This is a genomic window from Novosphingobium sp. IK01 (genome assembly GCF_033242265.1).
Classification (GTDB): domain Bacteria; phylum Pseudomonadota; class Alphaproteobacteria; order Sphingomonadales; family Sphingomonadaceae; genus Novosphingobium; species Novosphingobium pituita.
The window spans coordinates 751,904-773,582 of record NZ_BTFW01000001.1 but is presented as its reverse complement, the minus strand read 5'-3'; the positions used below and the strand labels follow the sequence as shown (position 1 = coordinate 773,582).

The 21,679-nt window shown below is 63.8% G+C and carries 28 protein-coding genes; 5 read left to right on the top strand and 23 right to left on the bottom strand.

Translation table 11 applies throughout. The annotated features are described in order from the left end of the window. Positions 1 to 5: 5 nt before the first annotated feature. Positions 6 to 170 carry a hypothetical protein gene (locus tag SBI20_RS03780; protein WP_317973791.1) on the bottom strand — a complete coding sequence of 55 codons (165 nt, stop codon included), beginning with the start codon at positions 168 to 170 and terminating at the stop codon, positions 6 to 8. Further along, positions 167 to 703 carry a phage baseplate assembly protein V gene (locus tag SBI20_RS03775; protein WP_317973790.1) on the bottom strand — a complete coding sequence of 179 codons (537 nt, stop codon included), beginning with the start codon at positions 701 to 703 and terminating at the stop codon, positions 167 to 169. Before SBI20_RS03775 ends, SBI20_RS03780 begins: the two co-directional genes overlap by 4 nt. A 206-nt stretch (positions 704 to 909) precedes the next feature. Here SBI20_RS03775 and SBI20_RS03770 point away from each other — a divergent pair, with 206 nt between their 5' ends. After that, entirely contained in the window at positions 910 to 1,227 is a 318-nt protein-coding gene (locus tag SBI20_RS03770; RefSeq protein WP_317973789.1) for a hypothetical protein, read from the top strand. Positions 1,228 to 1,313: 86 nt separating this feature from the next. Here SBI20_RS03770 and SBI20_RS03765 read toward each other — a convergent pair whose 3' ends face one another. The 8 genes from SBI20_RS03765 to SBI20_RS03730 all read right to left on the bottom strand — a co-directional run bounded on the left by SBI20_RS03765 (position 1,314) and on the right by SBI20_RS03730 (position 6,752). Then, a complete protein-coding gene (locus SBI20_RS03765; RefSeq protein WP_317973788.1) occupies positions 1,314 to 1,586 on the bottom strand; it encodes a BrnA antitoxin family protein in 273 nt (90 codons plus the stop codon). Continuing rightward, positions 1,583 to 1,828 (bottom strand): BrnT family toxin, encoded by a 246-nt coding sequence (locus SBI20_RS03760; protein ID WP_317973787.1) that lies wholly within the window; start codon positions 1,826 to 1,828, stop codon positions 1,583 to 1,585. Before SBI20_RS03760 ends, SBI20_RS03765 begins: the two co-directional genes overlap by 4 nt. Before the next feature lie 90 nt (positions 1,829 to 1,918). After that, on the bottom strand, positions 1,919 to 2,737 hold the full coding sequence (locus SBI20_RS03755) for a DNA adenine methylase (RefSeq protein ID WP_317973786.1): 819 nt from the start codon (positions 2,735 to 2,737) through the stop codon (positions 1,919 to 1,921). A gap of 174 nt (positions 2,738 to 2,911) precedes the next feature. Further along, positions 2,912 to 3,169: a hypothetical protein gene (locus tag SBI20_RS03750; RefSeq protein ID WP_317973785.1), complete on the bottom strand. Its 258-nt coding sequence runs from the start codon at positions 3,167 to 3,169 to the stop codon at positions 2,912 to 2,914. Continuing rightward, positions 3,166 to 3,558, bottom strand: coding sequence for a tail fiber assembly protein (locus SBI20_RS03745; protein WP_317973784.1), 393 nt, complete (start codon positions 3,556 to 3,558; stop codon positions 3,166 to 3,168). Before SBI20_RS03745 ends, SBI20_RS03750 begins: the two co-directional genes overlap by 4 nt. A gap of 3 nt (positions 3,559 to 3,561) precedes the next feature. Beyond that, a complete protein-coding gene (locus SBI20_RS03740; protein WP_317973783.1) occupies positions 3,562 to 5,181 on the bottom strand; it encodes a gp53-like domain-containing protein in 1,620 nt (539 codons plus the stop codon). Positions 5,182 to 5,193: 12 nt separating this feature from the next. After that, a complete protein-coding gene (locus tag SBI20_RS03735) occupies positions 5,194 to 5,748 on the bottom strand; it encodes a phage tail protein I (RefSeq protein ID WP_317973782.1) in 555 nt (184 codons plus the stop codon). Beyond that, positions 5,745 to 6,752: a baseplate assembly protein gene (locus SBI20_RS03730; RefSeq protein ID WP_317973781.1), complete on the bottom strand. Its 1,008-nt coding sequence runs from the start codon at positions 6,750 to 6,752 to the stop codon at positions 5,745 to 5,747. The genes SBI20_RS03735 and SBI20_RS03730 overlap by 4 nt, the downstream gene beginning before the upstream one ends. Before the next feature lie 398 nt (positions 6,753 to 7,150). On the opposite strand from SBI20_RS03730, the gene SBI20_RS03725 reads away from it, so the two are divergent. Then, entirely contained in the window at positions 7,151 to 8,893 is a 1,743-nt protein-coding gene (locus SBI20_RS03725; RefSeq protein ID WP_317973780.1) for a DUF262 domain-containing protein, read from the top strand. Positions 8,894 to 9,158: 265 nt separating this feature from the next. Here SBI20_RS03725 and SBI20_RS03720 read toward each other — a convergent pair whose 3' ends face one another. The 11 genes from SBI20_RS03720 to SBI20_RS03670 all read right to left on the bottom strand — a co-directional run bounded on the left by SBI20_RS03720 (position 9,159) and on the right by SBI20_RS03670 (position 15,430). Beyond that, positions 9,159 to 9,830, bottom strand: a complete 672-nt coding sequence (locus SBI20_RS03720) for a phage virion morphogenesis protein (protein WP_317973779.1) — start codon at positions 9,828 to 9,830, stop codon at positions 9,159 to 9,161. Further along, complete coding sequence (locus SBI20_RS03715; protein WP_317973778.1) at positions 9,827 to 10,324, bottom strand: phage tail protein; 498 nt, start codon at positions 10,322 to 10,324, stop codon at positions 9,827 to 9,829. Before SBI20_RS03715 ends, SBI20_RS03720 begins: the two co-directional genes overlap by 4 nt. Continuing rightward, positions 10,308 to 10,439 carry a hypothetical protein gene (locus tag SBI20_RS03710; RefSeq protein WP_317973777.1) on the bottom strand — a complete coding sequence of 44 codons (132 nt, stop codon included), beginning with the start codon at positions 10,437 to 10,439 and terminating at the stop codon, positions 10,308 to 10,310. Before SBI20_RS03710 ends, SBI20_RS03715 begins: the two co-directional genes overlap by 17 nt. Positions 10,440 to 10,449: 10 nt before the next feature. Further along, positions 10,450 to 10,845, bottom strand: coding sequence for a hypothetical protein (locus SBI20_RS03705; RefSeq protein WP_317973776.1), 396 nt, complete (start codon positions 10,843 to 10,845; stop codon positions 10,450 to 10,452). Next, positions 10,845 to 11,405 carry a lysozyme family protein gene (locus SBI20_RS03700; RefSeq protein WP_317973775.1) on the bottom strand — a complete coding sequence of 187 codons (561 nt, stop codon included), beginning with the start codon at positions 11,403 to 11,405 and terminating at the stop codon, positions 10,845 to 10,847. Before SBI20_RS03700 ends, SBI20_RS03705 begins: the two co-directional genes overlap by 1 nt. Before the next feature lie 6 nt (positions 11,406 to 11,411). After that, complete coding sequence (locus SBI20_RS03695; protein ID WP_317973337.1) at positions 11,412 to 11,744, bottom strand: hypothetical protein; 333 nt, start codon at positions 11,742 to 11,744, stop codon at positions 11,412 to 11,414. Positions 11,745 to 11,750: 6 nt separating this feature from the next. Then, the gene (locus SBI20_RS03690; protein WP_317973774.1) at positions 11,751 to 11,975 is read right to left on the bottom strand and encodes a tail protein X; all 225 of its coding nucleotides are present in this window, start codon (positions 11,973 to 11,975) and stop codon (positions 11,751 to 11,753) included. Then, on the bottom strand, positions 11,975 to 12,460 hold the full coding sequence (locus SBI20_RS03685) for a head completion/stabilization protein (RefSeq protein WP_317973773.1): 486 nt from the start codon (positions 12,458 to 12,460) through the stop codon (positions 11,975 to 11,977). The genes SBI20_RS03690 and SBI20_RS03685 overlap by 1 nt, the downstream gene beginning before the upstream one ends. A gap of 118 nt (positions 12,461 to 12,578) precedes the next feature. Next, complete coding sequence (gene gpM, locus SBI20_RS03680) at positions 12,579 to 13,403, bottom strand: phage terminase small subunit (RefSeq protein ID WP_317973772.1); 825 nt, start codon at positions 13,401 to 13,403, stop codon at positions 12,579 to 12,581. A 46-nt stretch (positions 13,404 to 13,449) separates the two neighbouring features. Next, positions 13,450 to 14,541 (bottom strand): phage major capsid protein, P2 family, encoded by a 1,092-nt coding sequence (locus tag SBI20_RS03675; protein WP_317973771.1) that lies wholly within the window; start codon positions 14,539 to 14,541, stop codon positions 13,450 to 13,452. A 55-nt stretch (positions 14,542 to 14,596) separates the two neighbouring features. Then, positions 14,597 to 15,430 carry a GPO family capsid scaffolding protein gene (locus SBI20_RS03670; RefSeq protein ID WP_317973770.1) on the bottom strand — a complete coding sequence of 278 codons (834 nt, stop codon included), beginning with the start codon at positions 15,428 to 15,430 and terminating at the stop codon, positions 14,597 to 14,599. Positions 15,431 to 15,579: 149 nt separating this feature from the next. On the opposite strand from SBI20_RS03670, the gene SBI20_RS03665 reads away from it, so the two are divergent. Continuing rightward, complete coding sequence (locus tag SBI20_RS03665) at positions 15,580 to 17,454, top strand: terminase large subunit domain-containing protein (RefSeq protein WP_459349869.1); 1,875 nt, start codon at positions 15,580 to 15,582, stop codon at positions 17,452 to 17,454. After that, complete coding sequence (locus SBI20_RS03660) at positions 17,451 to 18,473, top strand: phage portal protein (RefSeq protein WP_317973769.1); 1,023 nt, start codon at positions 17,451 to 17,453, stop codon at positions 18,471 to 18,473. The genes SBI20_RS03665 and SBI20_RS03660 overlap by 4 nt, the downstream gene beginning before the upstream one ends. On the opposite strand, the gene SBI20_RS03655 is transcribed toward SBI20_RS03660, so the two are convergent. Together SBI20_RS03655 and SBI20_RS03650 are read right to left on the bottom strand one after the other, a co-directional pair. Continuing rightward, a complete protein-coding gene (locus SBI20_RS03655) occupies positions 18,470 to 18,757 on the bottom strand; it encodes an addiction module antidote protein (protein ID WP_317973631.1) in 288 nt (95 codons plus the stop codon). The two genes, SBI20_RS03660 and SBI20_RS03655, sit on opposite strands and share 4 nt — an antisense overlap. Positions 18,758 to 18,810: 53 nt before the next feature. After that, the gene (locus SBI20_RS03650) at positions 18,811 to 19,101 is read right to left on the bottom strand and encodes a type II toxin-antitoxin system RelE/ParE family toxin (protein WP_317973630.1); all 291 of its coding nucleotides are present in this window, start codon (positions 19,099 to 19,101) and stop codon (positions 18,811 to 18,813) included. A 1,304-nt stretch (positions 19,102 to 20,405) separates the two neighbouring features. On the opposite strand from SBI20_RS03650, the gene SBI20_RS03645 reads away from it, so the two are divergent. Continuing rightward, on the top strand, positions 20,406 to 21,674 hold the full coding sequence (locus tag SBI20_RS03645) for a tyrosine-type recombinase/integrase (protein ID WP_317973768.1): 1,269 nt from the start codon (positions 20,406 to 20,408) through the stop codon (positions 21,672 to 21,674). Positions 21,675 to 21,679 lie beyond the last annotated feature (5 nt).

Here is a 21,679-nt window from a genome sequence, read left to right as displayed (position 1 = left end):
CGCCATCAGTCGCAATCCAGCCCGGAGCCGAATTTGAACCACTCACGCGGATGCCACAGTATCCAGATCAGGCCACCATATCGGCGGTTGCGGACGGAATAGGCCGCCCAGACGAACAAGCGGCAGTAGCAGACGCGCTTGGTCCAGCTGATTTTGTAAAGGCTGCTCATACCGGCGCCCCGGTCTGGCCACTGCCGGCCTGCACGCCGGAATGCCGGTGGCCCTTGAGGGAAACCCCCTCCCCCACGACATCGCCGCTGGCGGTCAGGCTGCCATTGATGGTGACATCGCCATGGATGGTCAGCCCGCCGGGCGCATCGAGCGCGGCGGTGCCCCCTTCGGGCAGCGTGACAGCCAGCGCATGACGCACCGGATCATAGCCGATCCAAGCCCCATCGGCGAAAGCAAAACAGACAAGATCAGGCTGATCGGACGGCGCCGGAAAAGCATCACAATAGAGCCCCGGCAACACGATCCCGTTGCCCAGATCCCCCTCGGGCGAAAGCACCAGGCACTGCTCACCCACCGAAGGCGGCGCCCAGACCCGCAAGCCCCCGGCCCGCCACGCCACCCAAGGCAAAGGCCCGGCAACCACACCCCCGCTCTCCACCATGCAGGTCGCCCCGCCCGGATCAACAGCCGCCACCACGCCAAGGCGCAGGACATCGCCGGTAAGGTGTTCAGGATCGGAAGTGGTCGCCATGGCCAGACCATGGCGCGGGATCGTTCAGCTTACGCGGGGGGTGTATCGGGTTGGCTGGCTGGCCAAGTGCTGGCAACCGGAATGCGCGGGGAGGAAGGAACATGTCTTCCACGCAGCCTCTTGCAAATTCAGATTCCAATGCGCCTTTATTTTTCTTATAGTCGCTATATTGTTCAATATAATCAACAAAATGGACGTTTGGCGCAATGAAGATTATTGATCTGACAATTCTTATTTTGGGTCTGAATGCTGCCATCGATAGAGGGCACAAAGCTGACTGGGAGGAGACCAAAATCCATATTGAAGCTGGTGATGTCTTTTCTTGGCTGAAGACGAAAGACTTCTCCATCGATCTCAGCTATTACAATGAAAGTCGTGCACGTATTGCTGAAGAAATTTCACAGGAATGGCAAAGCATCTATCACGGTTACGCCGGTGAAGAACGTAGAAAATGGGGCATTCAAAACAACGGCTTAAATTTGCTTCTTGCTTGGACCAATGAGATTATTCAGCAGAAATTTTAAAAAATCAGTGCTAATGCAGGCATAGCACCTCCAATGCCGTGTCGAGAGGTCGAGGGGCGCATGGAGCGCCCCTCTCACGTTTGCGGTCAATGTCCCGCCACCCATTCTTTCAGTGCCGAGTCGATGCGTGCTTGCCAGCCCGGCCCGCCGGCCTTGAAATGCGTGATCACCTCAGGCGACAGTCGGATCGTGGTGCTAATCTTCTTGGCGGCCTTTTGGGGGCCACGCGTTGGGATTTTTGCCGCCAGTTCTGGGAATGCCTGGGCAAACGGGACCATCGAGCGGATCTGGTCCTCGGTAAGATCCGGGTTGTCGCTGACAGCATCCATATCGGCTTGCGTGAATTTCTGTCCGGTCATGCCAACAGGCTCCTTTCCTTACGGTTCGCGGGGCGGGCCGAGATGATGGAAACGCCTTCTGTTCCCAAGGTCGCAAAGATTACCACGATCACGCCATTCAACTCTCCTACCGCAAAATAGCGGCCATTTTTGGCATGACCGACATGGGATGCCGCGAAAAAGCCGGCATCAATCAACGCAAAATCAATGCCGTGCTTGGCAATGTTAGCGAGACGCTTCGGCTCGTCCCATACGATTTTCATAGCCTTTTTGTAGTAACAAAAGGTGCTGCGGTCAACGCCTTATTGTTACTACAAACAAGGTTGAACAGGCCGCGGTTCTCGCGGCCAGCCTCAGTTATCGTTACCGGGGGGCGGGAAGTTGCTGATGAGCAGTTCTCGGGCCGGGCGGGACTTGGCGCCAACGGTGTAGGTCGTGGTGATGGGGGTGAGGTTGAAGGCGGCGAAGGTTTCGCGCACGCCCTGGGTGTCGTTGAGGGAGACCAGGAACTTGCCCTTGATGGTGGCGAGCTGGCTGGCGAGCGCGGCGAAGTCCTCGCGGGTGAAGACGTCGGGGCCGTAGTCGCGCTCGCAGGCCCAGTAGGGCGGGTCGAGGTAGAATAGGGCGCCCGCGCGGTCGTAGCGGCGGATGAACTCGGCATAGGGCAGGCGCTCGATGACCACGGATTGCAGGCGCTCGTGGATCTCGGCCAGCATCGGTTCGAGCTTGCCCACGTCGAAGCGCGCGGGCGAGGAGGCATCGACACCGAAAGTGCGGCCCGCGACCCGGCCGCCGAAGGCCAGGCGCTGGACGTAGAGGAAGCGCACCGCGCGTTGCAGGTCGGTCAGGCGTTCGGGAGGCTGGGCCAGCAGGCGCTCGAACTCGGCCCGGCTTGCAACGCGGAAGCGCAGCATGTCGATCAGGTAGGGATAGTGTTCGGCAAGGCAGCGGAACAGGGTGACGACGTCGCCGGAAATGTCGTTGATCGCCTCGGCCCTGGGGCGCCGCGCCCGGCGCAGGAAGATGCCGCCCATGCCCACGAAAGGCTCGGCATAGCTGGTGTGGGGCGTGGCCTCGATGATGGCGCAGATACGACGGGAAAGGTTGCGTTTTCCACCGATGTAACCGGCTGGTGGAGAAACGGGGCGAACGAGAACAAAAGGGGTAGACATGAGAGGTATCCTGCACGATGCCCCTCCCGCGCCTGAGACGCGGAAGGGTGCTCGAAGGGACAGGCGCGCTGCCCGGAGAGTGCGAGTGCAGGCTCGCTGGTTTCGAGATGCGGGAACATCCGAGACCCCCTTCCGTAAAGGGGGAACAGGGCGGCGTGAAGGGCCGCCGCAATCTTACACAGCAGCGGGGCCTGCCGGATCGGGCGCCGGTTCGGGCACCGGCTCGGCGATCACGCCCAGCGCGATCTTGTGGGCGACGCCAAGGGCGACCTGCTCGACACGCGCCCTGGTCGCGGCCTTGTCGTAGGCCCCGCCCTCGTCCAGCACCGCGTTGACCTCGCGCGTGTGGCGGATCGCGCCGCTGGTGAAGGTGACGGGGACGGTGCGCTTTTCGGCATCGTAAGCGCCGATCGTGGTGGTCAGTTCGGTCATGCCGGATCCTTTTGCGTGGGGGCGTCCGGCCAGACGATGCTGGCCGGGTCGGTGATGGTTTCGGGGAGGGTCCGCAGGGCCTGACGGTATTCCGCCCAGGCGCTGCGATCTGCGGAAGCAATTGGGCTGTCGGCGGCCTGCGTCCAGTCGCAGGCGGCCAGCAGGGCGTTGCGACGACGGCGGACCACGGCCAGCACCTCGTCGGTGGTGAGCGTGGCGGGCGCGACCACCGGCCTTCCGCCCTCCCCGGCGACGATCCGGTGACCGGGGCGCAGATCGGCCAGCGCGCGGTCGCGCTCGGCGGCGGTGATCGCGATGGCATCGGGCGGGGGCGCGGCGCCCTGCCCGTCCTCGTAGAAGCCGCATGTCGAGGGGCTGAAGTAGATCATCGTTTAGCGTCCGATTGCGATGTAGGGGAGCGAGACATTGGAGATGTCGGCGGCCTGAAAGACGGTGAAGCCGTTTGCGGTCCGGGCTGTCAGTATCGTGTTCTGTTCAGAACTGTTGGAGACCGTCGCAATCGTCGGAAAAACAACCGCCGGGGCATTTTCGAAGGAAATCGGAAAGGTCGCGTAGCTGTAGGCGTCCTGCGTCAACGGAACGGTCCCGTAGACGATCTTCAAGCCGTTGCTCAGGACCATATACCCGGTGCTGCCAATCGACTGGGCGGTGATCCGCGCGAAGGCATCGGCCTGAAAACCGTCGAGCAGATCCGCGTCGAGGCCTGAACCGGAACCATCGTTGTCCGGGCCCCACAAGTGGCTGCTGTTGCGCTGCACATAGGCGGCGTTCACGTTCATGCTGGCATTCGCCAGATTGGGCTCGGTGACGATGTTGCCCTGGTCATAGGTGTCGACGGTCAGCTGCAACTTGCTGCCGTTCCAGCCCATCTTGATGGCATTGGACTGCTGGCCGACACCCGTGCCCTGTTGCACCGGGGCATAGCCCAGTCGGCCGATGATGTCCGCGTACCAGCTGCCCTGCTGCCCATCGAGCAGATCGGCATCGAGACCAGAACCGGCGCCGTCGTTACCCGCGTTCCACGTCAGCGAATTGCTGGGACCACTGTATATCTCGCATTCGTTGAAGTAAAACCGTGACCCATTGTATTCTATGTAACGCGCATTGCTGTCACCGAAGCGCAATATGCCGTTATCGGGTCCTGTACGGGTGTGCAAGTCGCCGCTGGCGCGTGCCTCCGCCCGGTTCCCACCTGCCGTTCCGAAAACAAAGGTGCCGGTAACGTTGTCCCCCGCCTTGTTGACCGGGGTGTATCCCAGACGCGCCGGGATGTTCACGAAATAGCTGCTGTCCAGACCATCGAGCAGGTCAGCGTCGAGCCCGCTTCCGGCCCCATCGTTGGTCGGGCCCCACGGCACATAGCCGAGGCGCGCGGCGATGTTGGTGTAATAGGAGCCGTGCTGGCCATCGAGCAGATCCGCATCGACACCAGACCCGGCGCCATCCTGCGCCAGCAGCCACCCTAGGATCGCCGAGCGCGCGGCCTGCGGCGTGAGGGCGCGCAAGGCGTCGATCCCGGCCTGTGCTTCGGCCACGGTCGCCAGTTCGACCACACCCTGCCGCTCGGTCGTCGCGGGCGGGTTGAGGAAGTTCGTGTCGCCAAAGGTGATGGTGGTCGCGTCCACGTCCTCGAAGCGGATGTCGATCGCCAGCAGCATGAGCGCCTGGGCGGACTTTTCGAGCAGCACGTCGGCCTGACCGTAGATCGCGAAAAGCGTGCCGTCGGCAAGGTAGAGCGCGAGGCTGCGCACGGTGAAAACGTCGGCGCTCTCGTCGCGCACGATCAGGTGGATCGTGTCGTCGGCCACGACATCGCCCGAGAGCGTGGCGATGGTCTTGAACTGGCCGGGCAGGACGGTGGCGCCAGCCTCGGGCGCGAGGGCCGTGCCGCTCAGGCCGACTTGGGCGATGGTGACGGCGCGGGTGCCGGTGTTGGCGGCATTGACCAGCGCGGCGCGGCCCGCATTGGTGACGATGGCGGTAAGGCCCATGGGTTCCTCTGCTCAGGGGATGGCGGGCGCTGTGCAGGACAGGCGCGCGTAGATGGTGGGGCGCAGGGCGGCGACAAGGCCGATCCCGGCCTGCGCGGTGAGGCCCTGGGTGAAGGTGAACGTGCTGCGCGCGGGCTTGGCGCGGTTCACTTCGGCGATGACCTGATCGACGAAGGCGGCCGAGGCGGGCGCGCCGGCGCTGTCGAGGTTGAGGATCAGGCTGAAGGTGTGCGGAAGGCCCCTCGGCTCGCTCTGCCACCATTCGCGGATCGCCACCGAGCCGCCGAAGCTGGCGACGACCGAGCGCACCGATTCTGCCGTGCCCTTGCGCCGCGCGATGGCGATGGCCTTGCGCACGCGTTCGCGCTTGATGCTCTCGGGCCAGTCGGTCGACCAGTTGTCGAGACTCAGGCCCCAGGCCAGCCAGGGCAGCAGGTCGAGCGGGCAATCGTCAGGCGACCAGACATCGCGGATCGCCACCTCGACATCGAGCAGCCGCGCGGCGACCTGTTCGAGCGCCTTTTCCAGCGGCGTGGAGCCGGGAGGCAGGATCGAAGGGACGGTCACTCCCCTACCCCGGCATAGGCGACCGACATGCCCGTGCAATAGGGGGCCTGCTGGCGCGAGATCACGATGTCCTGCGCCGGCTCGCGCAGGATGACGTTCTGCACGCCCTCGACGCTGAGCGCGGCGAAGATCGCCGAGCGGGTGATGTCGCGGCCGAGGCGATGGCTGGCTTTGGTATAGGCGTCGAGACTGGCCTGCGCCGCCGCCAGCACCACGCCGCCATCCGGGCCGCTAAACGTGGTGAGCGTGGCATCGACGGCATAGGGGACGATCCGGGCCGACTGGACGGTGACCCAGTCGGTCAGCGGGCGGCGCGTCTCGTCGGAGACATAGGCCGCGACGGTGTCGATCAGCTCGGCCGGGGCGGTTCCGTCGCCCGTGCGCGCGAGGACCGAGACCACGACCGATCCGGGCCAGCGCGCGGTGTCGAGCGCGCTGGTCATGGCCGCGACCAGATCGGCCGGAGCCGCATGGTCGGCCAGAACGCCCAGCACGAGGGCCTTGATGTCGTCGGGCTGCGGGCCGGTGGCGCTGGCATCGAGCACGTTCGCATCGGCGGACAGCGTGTGGGAAATATAGGCTCCTTCCGGCCCGGCCACCGAATAGCCCTCGGGCGCGAGGACCATGCGACGGCGGAAATCGGTGTCGTCCTCCATCACGGCGGGCGTGCCGGTGGCGGGGTTGGCCGGGGTTATGGTCAGGCGGGTGATGCCGAACAGGGCGGCGATATGGTCGAGGTCGGCCTTGACGGCATAGGCCGGCATGACCGCGCGCGCGGCATCATTGATGCGCTGGCGCAGCATCTGGGCGTAATAGGCGAAGACCTGAAGGAGCTTGGTGGCCGGATCGCTGTCGCGGGTCTCGAAGGTCAGGCCGCTTTTGGCCATTTCTGCACGCATCTGCGCGGCGGCATCGGCAAGGATCGTCTCGAAATCGAGATCCTCGATGATGTCAGGCGCGGGCAGGCGCGAGAGATCGACAGCGGTGAAGGTAGCATCGGCCATGCCCGCCATCTCGCCGCGACCACCGGCCAAAGGCTATGGCCCGCATTGGGATTGCGGGCTGGCCATATGCCCGGACGGCTTGGGGCCGGGGTGATGGGCGGATTATGGCAACGTCTGACATTCGCGTGACGTTTGCTCCCGACCAGCTTTTGCCGTTTACTGACTGGGCTGTAAATGGCTGCTGCTGCCGGAGTTGGCCGTTAACCACCGTGGAGCCGCCTGCCAACTCGCCTCATTTCGAACATACGACAGGATCGCGAACGGTCGTAATTGCGGCCGCCTCTATGGTATTGGTATGATGTCCTTCGATTTTTCCAGGCCTTTTCGGCCATTGCTTTTGCGACCGAACGGGGCAATATCGAGTTCCTCATGAACTTAGATGCAAGGCGGAAGATGCAATGGCGTTTGTTGAGCCGATCACGATCAAGGACGCCATCGACAATATTCATCGTAAGAATTACGTTCTTCCCGCCATACAGCGCGAATTCGTCTGGAGCGTCGACCAAATAGAAACGCTCTTTGATTCCCTTATGCGGGATTATCCAATCAGCTCATTTCTATTCTGGGAAGTCGACCGCAACAATGTCGACAAATACCAGTTTTACGAATTTGTCCGTGAATACCACGAGCGCGACAGTTACCACAACCCCAAAGCCAACCTAAGCGGCGAGTCCGGCATTATCGCCATTCTCGACGGCCAACAGCGGTTGACCTCCCTTTATATCGGACTCAAAGGGTCATATGCTTACAAAATGCCGCGCAAGCGCTGGGACAATGATACCGCTTTTCCAAAGCGGCATCTCTATTTGAACCTGTTCTATGCTTCCGCCGAAGATAGCGACGTCGAGTATCAGTTCAGATTTTTGACAAAAAAAGAAGCCGAAGTTCGCGACGACGACAATTTTTGGTTCAAGGTTGGCGACATTCTAGGCATCCTTGAGCCAGTCGATGTCAACGATTATCTGCTGAACAATGATGTCGCGCAGTTCAGAAAAGACAATTTTCGGCTCGCCAACAAGGCTCTATTCAAGCTCCATGACGTCATTCACAAAAGCAGATCAATCAACTTTTTCTTGGAGCGTGGCGAAGACCTTGACAAGGTTCTCAATATCTTCATCCGCGTAAACAGCGGCGGCACCCAACTCAATTATTCCGACCTGCTACTGTCCATCGCCACGGCCCAGTGGAAGGACAAGGACGCACGTGAGGAGATCACCGAATTCGTCGACGAGGTGAATGCCATCGGCGACGGCTTCAACATCAACAAGGACTTCGTCCTGAAATGCTGCCTTGTCCTCGGCGGCTTCCGGGAAATTGCCTTCAAGGTGGACAATTTTAACAAGGCGAACATGCTCAATATCGAGCAGCAGTGGGAGGACATCACTAAAGCGATCCGCGGCGCAGTCATCCTCTTGGCCAATCTAGGCTATCACCGGGATACGCTGACATCCAACAATGCCCTGATCCCAATCGCCCATTATCTGAAGAAGATTGGCGTCCCCAACAATTTCGCCGTTGCATCGAAATATGAGGCTGACCGCAGGGCCATCTTCAAATGGCTGGTGATCGTTCTGCTCAAGCGCACATTCAGTGGTCAACCCGATAACGTGCTTCGACCTATCCGTGAGGTCATTAACAGTGCCGTACAGGGCTTTCCGCTCGAGGAGATTTCCAACAAGCTGAAGGGCGGCACGAAATCCCTGTCATTCGACACAGACGAGATCATGAGTCTGCTCCACTATAGATACGGCGAGGCATACACCTACTCTGTTCTAGCGTTCCTTTACCCGACGCTCGATTTTCGCAATAAGTTTCATCAAGATCACATCTTCCCGAAGAAATTATTCACGAAAAATCGGCTATCGAAGGCTGGAATCAAGGATGAAGACGCTGAATTTTTCTTGGAAAATTTCAATAGCCTCGCCAATTTGCAATTGCTCGAAGGGGTTCCTAATCAGGAGAAGTCAGGCAAGGATTTCGACGCATGGCTGACTGAAAAATACCCCTCAAAAGCTGATCGCACGGACTATATGGTCAAGCACTATATTCCTGACATCAATCTCACCTTTGCCAATTTTCGAGAATTTATCGAAAAGCGGGAAAAGATGCTCGTGACGGCATTCAAAGATTTGCTAGCGTGACGGGAGAGGGACAGCTTTACCCTTAATCCGAGCCGTCCCCTCTCGCTTCCATCCCGCGCAATCCGCAGATTTATTTATCTCGCATGCCTTTACCCACCTATCCGCCGTCGGCCGGATTGGATCATCTACCACTCTAGCCCGATTTGCATGCGGACCGTATGGTCTCGCTGGAACCCATCGTTCGGAGTGAACAGCGCGAAGGGAAACTATGTCTCAGCCCCGGTCAGAGCAAGGTTGGACGCATCGACGCCTAATCACGCATCCCCTAACCGGCCATTTGCTCATAGAGCAGGTCGAGCAGGTGTTCGCGGTCGGTGGGGGTTGTGCCGAGCAGTTCGCGGCGGGGGGTGTCGACGGCCTTGGCGCGCAGGGAGGGTTTGTCGCGCAGGCCGTTCTGGTGGATGCTGGCGATCTGGGAGACTTTGCCCGAGAAGCCCACCCAGAAGCCCTGGTCGTCGGACTGGGCCTTGAGGTAGCGGGCGCTGGCGAGTTTGCGGAACATGGCCGCGCGGCGCAGGCTTCCCCGGCGGCGCAGGCGGGTGCTGGTGCGGTTGCGGTATTCGGGCGGGACCGGGAGCCATTGAACCACTTTGGCGAACTCGAAGGTGCGGATGCCGCCAGCCTCGATGTCGAAGCCGGTCATCGAGCGGCCCGTACCCCATGTGAAGCTTTTCATGATCACCCGGCGCGGCGGGCCGCTGCCGCCGGCGGGATAGAGGAAGCAGGCGGCGCCCCTGCCCGTCACCGGCTGCGCCTTTTGCTTGCGCGGCGCGAAGGCGCTGCCGTCGGGCTGGTGCTGGGCGGCGATGCGCTGGCGCTGGCTGGCGGCAAGGTCGCGGGCCATCTTGCGCAGGAGCTTGCGGCGCTGGCCCGCAGACAGGGTGCGCAGCAGGGCTCCAGCCAGACGCTCGATTTCGGCGAGATCGTCGCCGGTCATGCCTCGAACGTACCCAGCGTGAGCGACTGCACGAGCTTGTCGGCATTGCCGAAGCCTTGGAGGAACGTGGCCGTGCCCTGGGTGAACATCGGCGGGAGCGTCGGCTCGGGCGGGTGCTCGATGTCGAAGCCCGACCCGTCCGCGCGGGGGAGGACGAGGACCGGTTCGGTCAGCTCGATCGACAGCTGGAGGTCATAGGTGTCGCTGTCGAGCAGTTCGGCCTCGAACTGGAAGGGCGTGTTGTCTGCGGTCTGGAGTAGCTGGGGCTGCTCCTTCTCGATCCACGCGAGCGTCGCCACCATGACCGTGTCGGGATCGCCCGCAAAGTCGGTGATGAGCGCCTTGACCGTATAGGCATAGGCGAAAGACAGCGTGGCCGACCGCCGCGCGCTGATCCGGCCGCCTTCGAGATAGACCTGAAGGCGGTCGGCCTGCTTGCGCAAGTCGGGCAGGAAGGCGGTGAGCCAGCGGCGCAGGCTATCGGCTTTGCGCATGGGCGGGCTCCTGTGTCAGGCGCAGTTCGGATTGCAGCTCAACAAGGGTCGCGCGGATCTGGCCGGCGATGTCGTAGAGCGCGGTGAGGCTGGCGAGCGCCTCGCGCCCGGTCATCTGCCCGTTGCTATCGCGCCGGGGCTGCGGAAGGCTGGGCGGCGGGGCCAGCAGGGTCGGGCTCACGCTGGCCGTTGGCCGTGGCGGCGGCGCGGTCGAGCAGGCGCACGCCATCAGCGTCAATGCAGGCAGCGCCATAGACCGGGCGATCGATGATCTTTTCGCTTTCATGATAGATGTCCCTGACGGTGGTCTGGCGGGCATATTCGCGGGCCTGATGGGCCTGCGCCGAAGTGTCGATGCGGCCCTGTGCCTGCTGGCGCAGGGTTTCGCGGGCATCGTCGCGGGCCTTTTGCGCGGCCTGTTCCTGCGCGGTGCCGACATGGACGCCATAGGCATAGCCGCCGATCCCGGTGAGGCAGGCGGCCAGTGCGCTGGCGAGCGCGAGAGTTGTGACGCCGGGCATCAGGCCCAGCCCCCCTCACCCAGCGCCGCCGCGATCGCGTCGGCATGGGTGGCGATATCCTCGGCCCGGTCGGTGCCGTTGATGATCCTGCGGGCCTTCACGAACTGGGCGTGGGTGCCCGTGCCGGTGATGCAGTCGGCCAGGGCGAGCCCGGTGAAGGCCCCCTGCTCCATGCCCTTGACCAGAATGGCGACGGCCAGATCGGGCCGGAGCGCGAGGTCGAAGTTGCGCAGCAGTGCGCCCTTCAGGCCAAGCGTGCGGTCGGCCCATTCGTAATTGCGGTCCCACGTCAGCTGGACGAGGCCCCGGCCATATTGCGCCTGACCATAGCGGCCCGGCTGCGCATAGGCCCTGCCCTGCCCCCGGCCCCATTCGGCCTGCGGGGTGAAGCGCGCCTCGTGCCAGGCGGTGGCCAGCGCATAGGCGAGCCAGCCCGCCGGCCAGAGCGCGGCGGCGGTGAGCAGGGCGTTGACGATCCCGACCTGCCCCTGATCGAGCGGGCCGGTCAGGCGGCGCAGGCGCGCGAAGAAGCGCGCGGGATCGGCCAGAGTATGGGCCATGGCCGGTCAGTCCTTCTTGGGCAGGAAGCGGTCGGCAAGGCGACCGGGCAGGCTGGCGAGCGCATCGGTCGCGGCCCTGAGGACGCGCGGCGTGGCATCGAAGGCCAGCAGCGCGATGCCAAAGGCAATCGACTGCGCGACAAAGCCGCTCCAGTGGGTGACCGCGACAATGGCCAGCGTGGCGTAATAGCTGACGACCGAGCCCACCGCCCACTGCACGAAGCGCTGCCGCCACGAGAGGTGCGGCTTCCACGCCTGGGCAGCGGCCGAGCCGATCAGCGAGGGCGAGATCGACCCGATCAGGTCGGCGCTCGCGTCAACAAAAGTGCGAAAGTCCATGGGGGATCAGCTCCAGAGTTGGACAAGGGGAAGGACAGGTGTGCCGGTCGCTTCGGGCGCCGACGGCACGAGGACGCGGGTGCCGAGCGGCAGGATCACGCCCAGATCGGCAAGGCCGGGATTGGCATCGAGCACGCGGGTCAGGTCGCCCGGCCCCAGCCCGCCCTCGCGCCAGAGCAGCTGGTCGAGCTTGTCCCCCTGCCGGGCGATGAGGGTTTGCGCGGCAGCCATCAGATCAGGTCGACCACGGTGCGCGTGCGCCCGGTGAGGTCGCGCACGGCGTGCTGGGCATCGCGGCGCAGCTCGTCGATGGCCGGGGCGAGATCCTCGGCCTGATGGGTGCCCGCCGGGGTCAGGTCGTAATCGCGGTGGCGCTCGATCAGCTCGGCCTTGGCATAGAGCGCGACCGCGCGCGTGTAGCGCAGGATCTGGACGCTCTGCCCGTCGAGCTGCGGGGCGGGCACGGCGGCCAGCGTGGCATGGCCCGCCGCGATCTGCGCGGCGGCATAGGCGCGCAAGTCCAGCTCGACCGTCATGATCGCGCCCAGGATCGCGGCGCGCAGGCGCGGCCAGGTGATGCTGGTGGGGATGCGCGCGGCCTCGCGCAGATGGGCCGGGTCGATATCGGGGAAGAAGCCGTCGTTGGTCACTGGGCTTTCCGGCTCGGCAGGCTGCGCGAGGTCGGATGGGGTCGGCAGGGACAGGAACGTCGACATGGGGCTTCTCCATTTCGGCCCGCCGGCCAACAGGGGTGAGGATCGGGACCGATGCGGCCCTGTGGCCCATGGCCTCCCGCATCGCGCGATCCGCCCCTGAGCGCCGGGGGCGAGCGGGTCAGGCGGTCGAGGGACCGCCGGTGTTCGGTTCGGCAGCTTCCACAGCGGCCAGCAGCTTCTCGGCGCGTTTGACGCGGTCCTTCACCCCGATGCGGTCATGCAGGCGCTGGGCCTCGCGCAGATGGACGAGCGCGCTGCGCAGGACGATGGCGCTGTCCTCGGCCGGCATGTCCTCGGCGGTGCGCAGCTGCTCGATGCCGATGGCCTTGAGCAGCTTGGCGCGGACCTGATCGTGGATGTCGAGGCCGGATGTCAGGGCCTCGGCGGTGTCGAGCACGGCCTGGTCGAACCGCTGGCCCGCGTTCTGGGCCCTTGCGGCGGCATCGGCGATTTCCTCGACGACGATCGTGGCCACGTCGCGCTCGTAGCGGCGGGGCATCTCCACCCGGTGGCGCAGCAGGAAAGGCACGAGGTCGAGCGCCTCGCCATAGGCCCCCACATCGATCAGCCAGACCATGCAGGTGGGCACGACATCGGCGGCGGTGCCGCTGCCCACGCCCGCATCGGCGGCGACCACGCCTTCGACCCAGGCCCTGTACTCGGGCAGCATCGTGCGCTTGGCCTCGATCTTGCGGTCGATCGAGCGGATTTCTTTCAGGCGGCGCAAGTCGTGGGTGAGGCGCAGCGCGATCTGCGCGGCGGCGCGCTCGGCCGGGGTGGCGCGGACAGAGGCAGCGCGAATGGAGGCAGGGCGAATGGAGGCCCCTGCTGCCGGGGCGGGATGGCCGGTGGCAGCAGGGGCACCCCCGCACGAAAGGACAGGCGCTGCGGTGATGGTCTGGGCAGCGAGCGTGCGATCCCGTTTGCGACGAGCAAGGCTCATGGGGGAACGTGTCCTTCGGCGGGGGAAGTCAGGAGGTGGCGCGCACTCAGGCGCCGGGCTTCTTGCCCATCACCACGTTCTCGACGAGGGCGGTGCGGCCATAGTCCTCGACCACGTAGTCCTCGTTGACCGATTCATAGTTCTCGATCTGGTCGAGCGCGGGCTCGTCGCGGATCTGGCGGCGGCGGGTTTCTTCCTGCCAGTAGACCGAGAGGTTATCGAGGCTGGTGATCAGCAGCGAGGTCTCGGGGAAGAAGGGCACGATGACCGCGCGCTTGCCCGCCAGCTGCTTGGGCAGCGTGAGGATGCGGTGCGCGGCCTCGCGCTCGGTCGCGGTGTCGCCGGCGGCCTGAAGCAGGTTCAGGTACTTGTCCTTGACCAGCTTCCACCCGACAATGACCACAAGGTCGGTATCGCTGCGGTGCCAGGGATCGAGCAGGTCGAGCACGTCGAAGGCCAGCGCGTCGAGGTTGGCATAGTCGGCCTTCGCGGTCGCGACATTGGTGGCATCGCCATCGACCACCTCGACCCCGGCGGCGACATAGACCGCGCTGGTTCCTTCGGCGCTGATATCGCCATCGGACAGGACGCGTTCCGGGGCATGGGTACGGATCTTGTGCAGCCAGCCCTCGTTGACATCCTGAAGCAGCGGATTGGCGACGCGGTCGGTCTGCGCCGCGACCGAGGTGCCGTTGAAGCCGATCATGATCCGGTCGCGGCCCTGCTGCTTGAGGATCACGTCGCGCAGCAGCGTCTGGAACTCCGGCTTGTGCCGCCACGCGTCGAGCTTGGCATAGCCGATGGCGTGGTCGAAATTGGTCTGGCGGCAGAAATAGCCGCCATCGTCGGTGGTGTCGGTCGGGTCGGCGGGCGTGCGGCGGTTGCCCGCTGCGGTGTTGGTGCGCCCGGCCAGCGGGCGGGTGACGGTCACCCCCACTTTGGCGCCCTGCTGCTGGGGCACGCCCACGACGTTGATCTGCTGGAGGAAGTCGCTCGATTCCTGGATCTTCTCTTCCAGCGTCTGCTCGACCACCGGGGCCACGCTGAACTTGGCCACCGTGTCTTCGGGATCGATCCCGTTCAGGAGGGCGATCTGGCTGACATAGGACTTGAACTGCTGGCGGGTTTCTTTGCGCATGGGCGGAAGGCTCCAGAAAGGACTCGGATCGGGGGGAAGCGGAAGGGCGCGGGGCTCAGCAGTCGGTGACGATCGCGTGGTTGCCGCCGGTGGCCGGGGAACGCCGGAAGGTCTGCGGGCTTTCTTCGGTGGCCAGCTTCGTCTCGATCGCATCGAGGCGCGCGCCCAGCGCGGTGATCGCCGCGTTGCCCGGCTTCATGGCCAGGGCGACCTGCTCGCCCATGAGCGAGGCGAAGCGCGCGATGTCGAGGGTGTTGTCGTTGGCGGGCGCGGGGATGGACGCGGGGGTCGGTTCAACAGGTGGCACCACCCCATCGCCGCCCTTGTCCGCCTTGAACAGCGCGGTGAAGGCAGCGAGAAAGCCGGACTTCGTGGCCTCGGCCAGCGCCGGCCCATCGAGCGCTGCGTCAAGCTCCACCACGGTCTCGCAGGCCGACGAGAACAGGTTGCCCCGCGATCTGACCGCGAACTTGAGCGGTTCGGTCCCCAGCGAGGCAGGCGTGTCGGTAATCGCCAGCCCCACGAGGTAGGCCTTGCCCTCGCCCGCGAAATTGGGATGCAGCTCGCAACTGGTGAACAGCTTCTGCCCGGCCTTGTTCAGCTCGACCAGCTGGTCGTTGGCCTCGATCTCGGCCACGAGGCTCAGCAACGTCTTCTTCGCGCCGTTGACGGTCAGCTCGATCTCTTCGGTGCGCAGCGAGCGCACCGTGCCATAGCAGTTGAACGGGCGGTCCGGGCTGTAGCCGGCAATGTGTTCGCAGTTGATGCGCGCGGTGTAGGTGTCGGGCTCGTAGCCGGCAGCGGCCTCGACGAGCATCTGGCGCTCGATCACGCGGCCATCGACGGTGGGGCCTTCGACGGCAACGCGGAAAAACTTGCTCTTGGCCATGATCGGTCCGGTTCCCTTGGGGCTGCGGGGGAGTGAAGCGGGGGTGTCGCAGGCCAAAAGGGACGCTCGGCCCGCTCTTCTCAAGGGGGCGCACTTGGCTGGCCCCCCGGCCAAATGCGCGGGCGTGATCGGCGGCAAAAACGCGGGCCATGGTGCCGATCATGCAGCTCCCCACGCCCCCGATGCCCCATCCCGATGCCGTGAGCGCGGCGTGGAAGTTCGATCCCCGCCGCCATGCCCGCAGCCTCTACTGGCGCGGATGGGGCGTGACCCAGATTGCCGACGAGTTCGCCCTGCACGCCGTTGTCAGCGACAAGGGCACGCCGATCCCGCGCCCGACGATTGAATCGTGGCGCCAGCGCGACAAGTGGGACGAGGCCCCCTCGATCCGCAAAATCGAGGACGGGCTGGAGATCCGCCTGCTCACCCTGATCGCCAAGGAGAAGAAGACCCCGGCCGATCTGGTCGAGATGGACGCCCTCGCCCGCCAGATCGAAAGCCTCGCGCGCGTGCGGCGCTTCGAACAGCCCGGCGGCCACAGCGGCGACCTCAACGACAAGGTCGGCAACCGCAATGCCGGGCCCCGCAAGAAGGCGAAGAAAAACCACTTCACCGCCGAACAGGCCGCCGAGCTGAAGCGCATCTTCCTCGAAGGCTGCTTCGATTATCAGGTGCGCTGGTGGGAAGAGAAGGATCGGCGCACCCGCATGATCTTGAAGTCGCGCCAGATCGGCGCGACCTATTTCTTCGCCTTCGAAGCGCTGATGGACGCGATCGAGACCGGGCGGAACCAGATTTTCCTGTCCGCCTCCAAGGCGCAGGCCCACCAGTTCCGCTCCTACATCGTGGGCTTTGCCAAGCTGGTCGGCGTCGCGCTGGCGGGCGATCCGATGCTGATCACCTCGGACTTGCGCCCGACCGAGGAAGCGGCGGCCGAGCTGCACTTTCTGGGCACGAACTTCCGCACCGCGCAGGGCCGCAGCGGCAACTTCTACTTCGACGAGTTCTTCTGGGTCCACTCGTTCGAGGAGCTGAACAAGGTCGCCTCGGGCATGGCCACGCACAAGAAGTGGCGCAAAACCTACTTCTCGACCCCATCCACCATCGCGCATCCCGCCTACCCGTACTGGACGGGCGAGCGCCGGAACAAGCGCAGGAAGAAGGCCGACCAGATCGAGATCGATGTCAGCCACGAGGCGCTTGCCGCTGGCAGCCTCGGGCCGGATCGGGTCTGGCGGAACATCGTCAACATCCGCGATGCGGATCTCGCAGGCTGCGACCTGTTCGATATCGAGGAGCTTGAGGACGAGTACCCGGCCGACGAGTTTGCGAACCTCTACATGTGCGAGTTCGTCGACGACAGCCTGTCCGCGTTCAAGTTCAACGACCTGATCGCCTGCGGCTGCGACAGCCTGATCGAATGGGAGGACTTCAACCCCGAAGCCGCCCGGCCCTATGGCGCCCGCGCGGTCTGGGCCGGATACGACCCGCAGGAAAGCGAGACCGGCGACAACGCCGCGCTGGTGATCGCCGCGCCCCCGCTGCGCGAAGGTGCACCGTTCCGCATCCTCGAACGCCACCAGTTGCGCGGGCTCGACTTCGAACAGCAGGCCGAGTTCATCAGGGCCGTCCTCGCCCGCTATACCTGCACCTATCTGGGCATCGACGCCCAGGGCGTGGGCTCGGGCGTCTACCAACTGCTCGCCAAGCCCGGCGCGATGCCCGGCTGTGCGGTGGCGAAGATCGAATACTCGCTCGAACTCAAGGCCCAGATGATCATGAAGGCCCAGAACGTGGTGCGCCGCGCGCGCCTCGCCTTCGACAGCAGCTTCCTCGACATCGTCTCGGCCTTCGTCTCGATCAAGAAGACCCTGACCACCAGCGGCCGCAACGTGACCTTCAAGGCCGGGCGCGGCGGCAACGACGGCCATGCCGACCTCGCCTGGGCAACCATGCACATCCTCATGAACGAACCGCTCGACGGCAAGGAAAAGCCCAGGGGCACGATGGAGATTATCGAATGAGCAAGCGAAAGCGGGCACGCCGCACCGGTCTGGCCGTGGCCAACGAGACCCGCACGAGCGTCTCGGCCTTCACCTTCGGCGATCCCGAACCGGTGAACAGCCGGGCCACGATGCTCGACATGCTCGAATGCTGGCACAACCAGCGCTGGTACGAACCGCCGATCTCGCTCGAAGGGCTCTCGCGCTCGTTCCGCGCATCCCCCCACCATTCGAGCGCGATCATCCTCAAGCGCAACATGCTGGCGTCCAGCCTCGATCCCACGCCCCAGCTCTCGCGCCGGGCCTTTGCCGGGATGGTGCAGGACTACCTCGTCCTCGGGAACGCCTATGTGCAGGAAGTGCGCAATCGCCTCGGCCAGTTGCTGCGCCTCGATCATGCGCTGGCCAAGTTCACCCGGCGCGGGCTGGAGCCGGGCGAGTTCTGGTGGGTGCCCGGCTTCCGCAACGAGGTGGCTTTTGAGCCCGGCACCGTCCACCAGATCATGGCCCCCGACATCAATCAGGAGATCTATGGCCTGCCCGAGTATCTCTCGGCGCTGCAATCGGCCCTGCTCAACGAGAACGCCACCCTGTTCCGCCGCCGCTATTTCGAGAACGGCAGCCACGCGGGCTATATCCTCTACGCAACCGGGGCCTTCGCCGATGGCGACGTGGACGCCATGCGCGAGGCGCTCAAGCGCTCGAAGGGACCGGGCAACTTCCGCAACCTCTTCGTCCACGCCCCCGACGGCAAGGAAAGCGGCATCAGGATCCTGCCGATCGCCGAAGTGGGCGCCAAGGACGAGTTCCTCGGCATCAAGAACACGACCCGCGACGACGTGCTCGCCGCCCACCGCGTCCCGCCCCAACTGCTGGGCATCGTACCAGCCAACGCGGGTGGCTTTGGCGACGTGACCAAGGCCACCGATGCCTTCTTCGAACTGGAGATCGCCCCGCTCCAGTCCGTGTTCCTCGAACTGAACAACGCTCTGGGCGTGGAGGCCGTGCGGTTCCGCGAGCGGGTGAAGACGGCCGCTTAGGCCGCCGCTTCGATCCGCATCTTGAGGCCGAGCGCCGGCAGCACCTTCAGCATGGTTTCCAGCGTCGGATTTCCGTCTGGGCCAAGCGAACGGTAGAGTTGCTGGCGCTTGATCCCGGTTTCCTTCGCCAGTTCCGTCATCCCATGCGCGCGGGCGACAATGCCAATCGCCTTGGCAATGACGTGCACGTCGCAGGTTTCCAGAGCATCCGCGAGCAGTTCGGCCTGGTCTTCCGGTTCGGTGAGATACTCGGCTGCGTCGAAAGGCGTGAGTTCGATAGTCATATCCATTCCCTTCTCGGGCTATGCAGAGATGGTCATATTTCCATGATGGCGGTTCAGGGTATCTGAGCCGCCATTTCCTTTGCCTTCGCGATGTCCCGCTGCTGGCTGGACTTGTCCCCGCCGATCAGCAGGATGATTAACTGCGTGCCCCGGCGCGTGAAATAGAGGCGATAGCCGGGGCCGAAGTCGATCCGGGCTTCTGACACTCCATCCCCGACTGACTTCACGTCACCCATGAGGCCAAGTTCGAAACGAGCAATGCGGCCCGCGATCTTCGACTGGGCTTTCACATCGCGAAGCGCGTTGAACCAGTCTTTGAAAGCGGGCGTCTGCTGCGTTTCCATGCGTCATTTATATGTGACGATGGGGTAATTCTGTCAACATAAAAGAGACATTCCCGTCGCGGGGAACTGGCGCTCGAAATCGCGCACGATTGTTGCGCGCCCTACCAGCCCACTGCCAGCCACCGACCGGCCCTCTCGCCCGACGAAACCCCGGCAAATCCGCAGCCCCGCCGCCCCCGGCCCGGCCCTCGGTGCTGCCACCCCTCAAAACGCGCTTTTCCCCCCGCCTCGCCCGCGCGCTTTTCGTGTCGGTTTTGATGCATCCACTAACCCTGCGAAAAATGGCGGGCTTCCTTGGCCGCGCGGGCGTGATATAGAGCGAGGCGCTGATGCATTTTGATGCACCCGGAACGCCCGGTTCGCGAACACTCGACGCGCAAAATCGCAAACAATCCGCTCAAAGTTGCCCAGGGGATAGGCGGAAGCATGTAACTTCTGCCGGGTCGAGCCGTCAAATCCACGCTATCTATATGAAATTGCACGCTATTTTGGCGTAGTCGCACGGACGTAATCCGACGCAACCCCAGCGCCCGAAAAATGTAATCCGCCCGGAAATCCTAGGGTTCTCTCTCTGAAAAAATTACACTTCTCTGATGTAATCTCATCATCTCGATGTTACGTGAGCGGTTACGTCAAAAACGGCGGATTTCCGCCGATGTTACGCAGGTTACATTTTTTCCGGCACGACCCACATGAGATAGAAGGTCGCGCAGTAAAAGTGCATGGGGCGGTGCGTGGTTCACATACGCCTTCGATTTCTACGATGATAGCAGGTTAAGGCCGCCGGTTCGCTGCACGGGATCAGCTAGCTGGCAGGCATCGCGTATTGCCGTTCGGCCCTGGTCAGGGTGCGTGTGCCCTTCAACCCATAGAGCACACCGATTCCAGGGTAAAGCAGCATCTTAACACGCCTGAAGAACGCAGTCCGAGCGGGTACGAACATCCTGTTCTCAACAAGGGTATCAGGTTGACCCTGATACCTTCCGCTGGGGGCATCCCCTTTTAGTATGACCGCAATCGCAGGAATCAAACTGAGGAAAAAATGACTCTATGGTTTGATCTATGGTGAAACAGGCATTTCCTCGATTTCCATTCGTTCAATAACAGACACTTAGAGATTTTGTCAGGTTGACACCTCTTCCGCCACCCCTCCTTTTTAGCTGATCCCAAGAAAGCGCGGAAAACCGCGCTTTTCCTGCGTTTTGGCGAATTTCGGCTTGCTGGTGTTCCCATTTTGTTTCAGGGCAGCTCAACCGCCATGGGGGAACCGTGGGGGTATCGTTCCGAGCAATTGGGGGTATCGCATGTTGACCACCAAGGAGTGCGAGGCAGTCGTGCCTGGCACCAAGCCGATCAAGCTTTTCGACGGGCTGGGCTTGTATCTGCATGTCACGACCGGCGGGCACAAAGGCTGGCGCTGGAAATATCGCTTCGGTGGCAAGGAGCGCGGGCTGGTGTTCGGCTCCTTCCCCGAGATTTCGCTCAAGCGGGCGCGGGATATGCGGGACGATGCGCGGGCGTTGCTGCGCCAGGGCGTCGATCCAGGCGACGAGCGGCGGCGCGCGGCGCTGCGGCGGATTGCCGGGGTGGATGCGAACAGCACCTTTCAGGTCGTGGCCGAACGCTGGCACACGATGCAGGCTCCGCAGTGGAAGGAGCGGCATGCCAGCGACGTCATCACCAGTCTGACCAACGAGGTATTCCCCTACCTGGGCGGGCGTCCGCTGGGCGAGATCAAGCCGGTCGACGTCAGGGCGGTACTCGACCGGGTGCAGATGCGTGGTGCGGTCGAGACGGCGCATCGTCTGAGGCAGCGGATTTCGGCGGTCTTTCGCTATGCGATTGCCTCGGATATTGCCGAGACCGATCCGGCGGCCTTCGTCGGGGCGGCGCTGCAACCCGTGCGCAAGCGCAAGCAGCCGGCCTTTCGCGAGTTGGACGCAGCGCGGGCCTTCCTGATGGCCTACGAGGCCGTGCCGGGGCATCCCACGACCAAGCTTGCTTCGCGCCTGCTCGCGCTGACAGCGGCGCGTCCGGGTATGATCCAGTGGGCCGAACCGCACGAGTTCGAGGATCTGGACGGACCCAACCCGATCTGGCGGGTTCCGGCCGAGAAAATGAAGCTGCGCAAGGAGCATGCCGAGAGCGAGGCCTTCGAGTTCATCCTGCCGCTCTCGCGGCAGGCAGTGGCCACGGTGAAGGCAGCGCGCCTGTTCGGGGTCAACCGGCGGTATCTGTTCCCTTCGGCGCGGCACGCGCATCGGCCCATCACGGAGAATGCGCTGAACGTGGCGTATCGCCGCGTCGCGGGCTTCGAGGGGAAGCACGTTCCCCACGGCTGGCGTTCGACGTTCTCCACGATCATGAACGAGCGGGCCATCGAGCAGAATCGCCCCGCCGACCGGGCGATCATCGACCTGATGCTGGCGCATGTGCCCAAGGACAAGGTCGAGTCGGCCTACAATCGCGCCTCGTACATGCCCAGGCGTCGGGAACTGGCCCAGGAATGGGCGGATCTGATCTCGGAGGGTCTGGCGCCGGTCGAAAGCCTGCTGGCCGTCCCCAGGCGGTAGCCTGC

Coding starts and splice junctions, on each gene's coding strand:
- SBI20_RS03655 (WP_317973631.1), bottom strand. CDS start 18,757: ATGACTATCGAACTCACGCCTTTCGACGCAGCCGAGTATCTCACCGAA.
- SBI20_RS03705 (WP_317973776.1), bottom strand. CDS start 10,845: ATGCCCGGCGTCACAACTCTCGCGCTCGCCAGCGCACTGGCCGCCTGC.
- SBI20_RS03645 (WP_317973768.1), top strand. CDS start 20,406: ATGTTGACCACCAAGGAGTGCGAGGCAGTCGTGCCTGGCACCAAGCCG.
- SBI20_RS03700 (WP_317973775.1), bottom strand. CDS start 11,405: ATGGCCCATACTCTGGCCGATCCCGCGCGCTTCTTCGCGCGCCTGCGC.
- SBI20_RS03660 (WP_317973769.1), top strand. CDS start 17,451: ATGAGCAAGCGAAAGCGGGCACGCCGCACCGGTCTGGCCGTGGCCAAC.
- SBI20_RS03740 (WP_317973783.1), bottom strand. CDS start 5,181: ATGGGCCTTACCGCCATCGTCACCAATGCGGGCCGCGCCGCGCTGGTC.
- SBI20_RS03670 (WP_317973770.1), bottom strand. CDS start 15,430: ATGGCCAAGAGCAAGTTTTTCCGCGTTGCCGTCGAAGGCCCCACCGTC.
- SBI20_RS03685 (WP_317973773.1), bottom strand. CDS start 12,460: ATGTCGACGTTCCTGTCCCTGCCGACCCCATCCGACCTCGCGCAGCCT.
- SBI20_RS03690 (WP_317973774.1), bottom strand. CDS start 11,975: ATGGCTGCCGCGCAAACCCTCATCGCCCGGCAGGGGGACAAGCTCGAC.
- SBI20_RS03730 (WP_317973781.1), bottom strand. CDS start 6,752: ATGGCCGATGCTACCTTCACCGCTGTCGATCTCTCGCGCCTGCCCGCG.
- SBI20_RS03760 (WP_317973787.1), bottom strand. CDS start 1,828: ATGAAAATCGTATGGGACGAGCCGAAGCGTCTCGCTAACATTGCCAAG.
- SBI20_RS03710 (WP_317973777.1), bottom strand. CDS start 10,439: ATGACCGGGCGCGAGGCGCTCGCCAGCCTCACCGCGCTCTACGACATC.
- SBI20_RS03720 (WP_317973779.1), bottom strand. CDS start 9,830: ATGACCGGCGACGATCTCGCCGAAATCGAGCGTCTGGCTGGAGCCCTG.
- SBI20_RS03780 (WP_317973791.1), bottom strand. CDS start 170: ATGAGCAGCCTTTACAAAATCAGCTGGACCAAGCGCGTCTGCTACTGC.
- SBI20_RS03775 (WP_317973790.1), bottom strand. CDS start 703: ATGGCGACCACTTCCGATCCTGAACACCTTACCGGCGATGTCCTGCGC.
- SBI20_RS03745 (WP_317973784.1), bottom strand. CDS start 3,558: ATGATCTACTTCAGCCCCTCGACATGCGGCTTCTACGAGGACGGGCAG.
- SBI20_RS03715 (WP_317973778.1), bottom strand. CDS start 10,324: ATGCGCAAAGCCGATAGCCTGCGCCGCTGGCTCACCGCCTTCCTGCCC.
- gpM (WP_317973772.1), bottom strand. CDS start 13,403: ATGAGCCTTGCTCGTCGCAAACGGGATCGCACGCTCGCTGCCCAGACC.
- SBI20_RS03665 (WP_459349869.1), top strand. CDS start 15,580: ATGGTGCCGATCATGCAGCTCCCCACGCCCCCGATGCCCCATCCCGAT.
- SBI20_RS03650 (WP_317973630.1), bottom strand. CDS start 19,101: ATGGAAACGCAGCAGACGCCCGCTTTCAAAGACTGGTTCAACGCGCTT.
- SBI20_RS03765 (WP_317973788.1), bottom strand. CDS start 1,586: ATGACCGGACAGAAATTCACGCAAGCCGATATGGATGCTGTCAGCGAC.
- SBI20_RS03725 (WP_317973780.1), top strand. CDS start 7,151: ATGGCGTTTGTTGAGCCGATCACGATCAAGGACGCCATCGACAATATT.
- SBI20_RS03750 (WP_317973785.1), bottom strand. CDS start 3,169: ATGACCGAACTGACCACCACGATCGGCGCTTACGATGCCGAAAAGCGC.
- SBI20_RS03770 (WP_317973789.1), top strand. CDS start 910: ATGAAGATTATTGATCTGACAATTCTTATTTTGGGTCTGAATGCTGCC.
- SBI20_RS03695 (WP_317973337.1), bottom strand. CDS start 11,744: ATGGACTTTCGCACTTTTGTTGACGCGAGCGCCGACCTGATCGGGTCG.
- SBI20_RS03755 (WP_317973786.1), bottom strand. CDS start 2,737: ATGTCTACCCCTTTTGTTCTCGTTCGCCCCGTTTCTCCACCAGCCGGT.
- SBI20_RS03675 (WP_317973771.1), bottom strand. CDS start 14,541: ATGCGCAAAGAAACCCGCCAGCAGTTCAAGTCCTATGTCAGCCAGATC.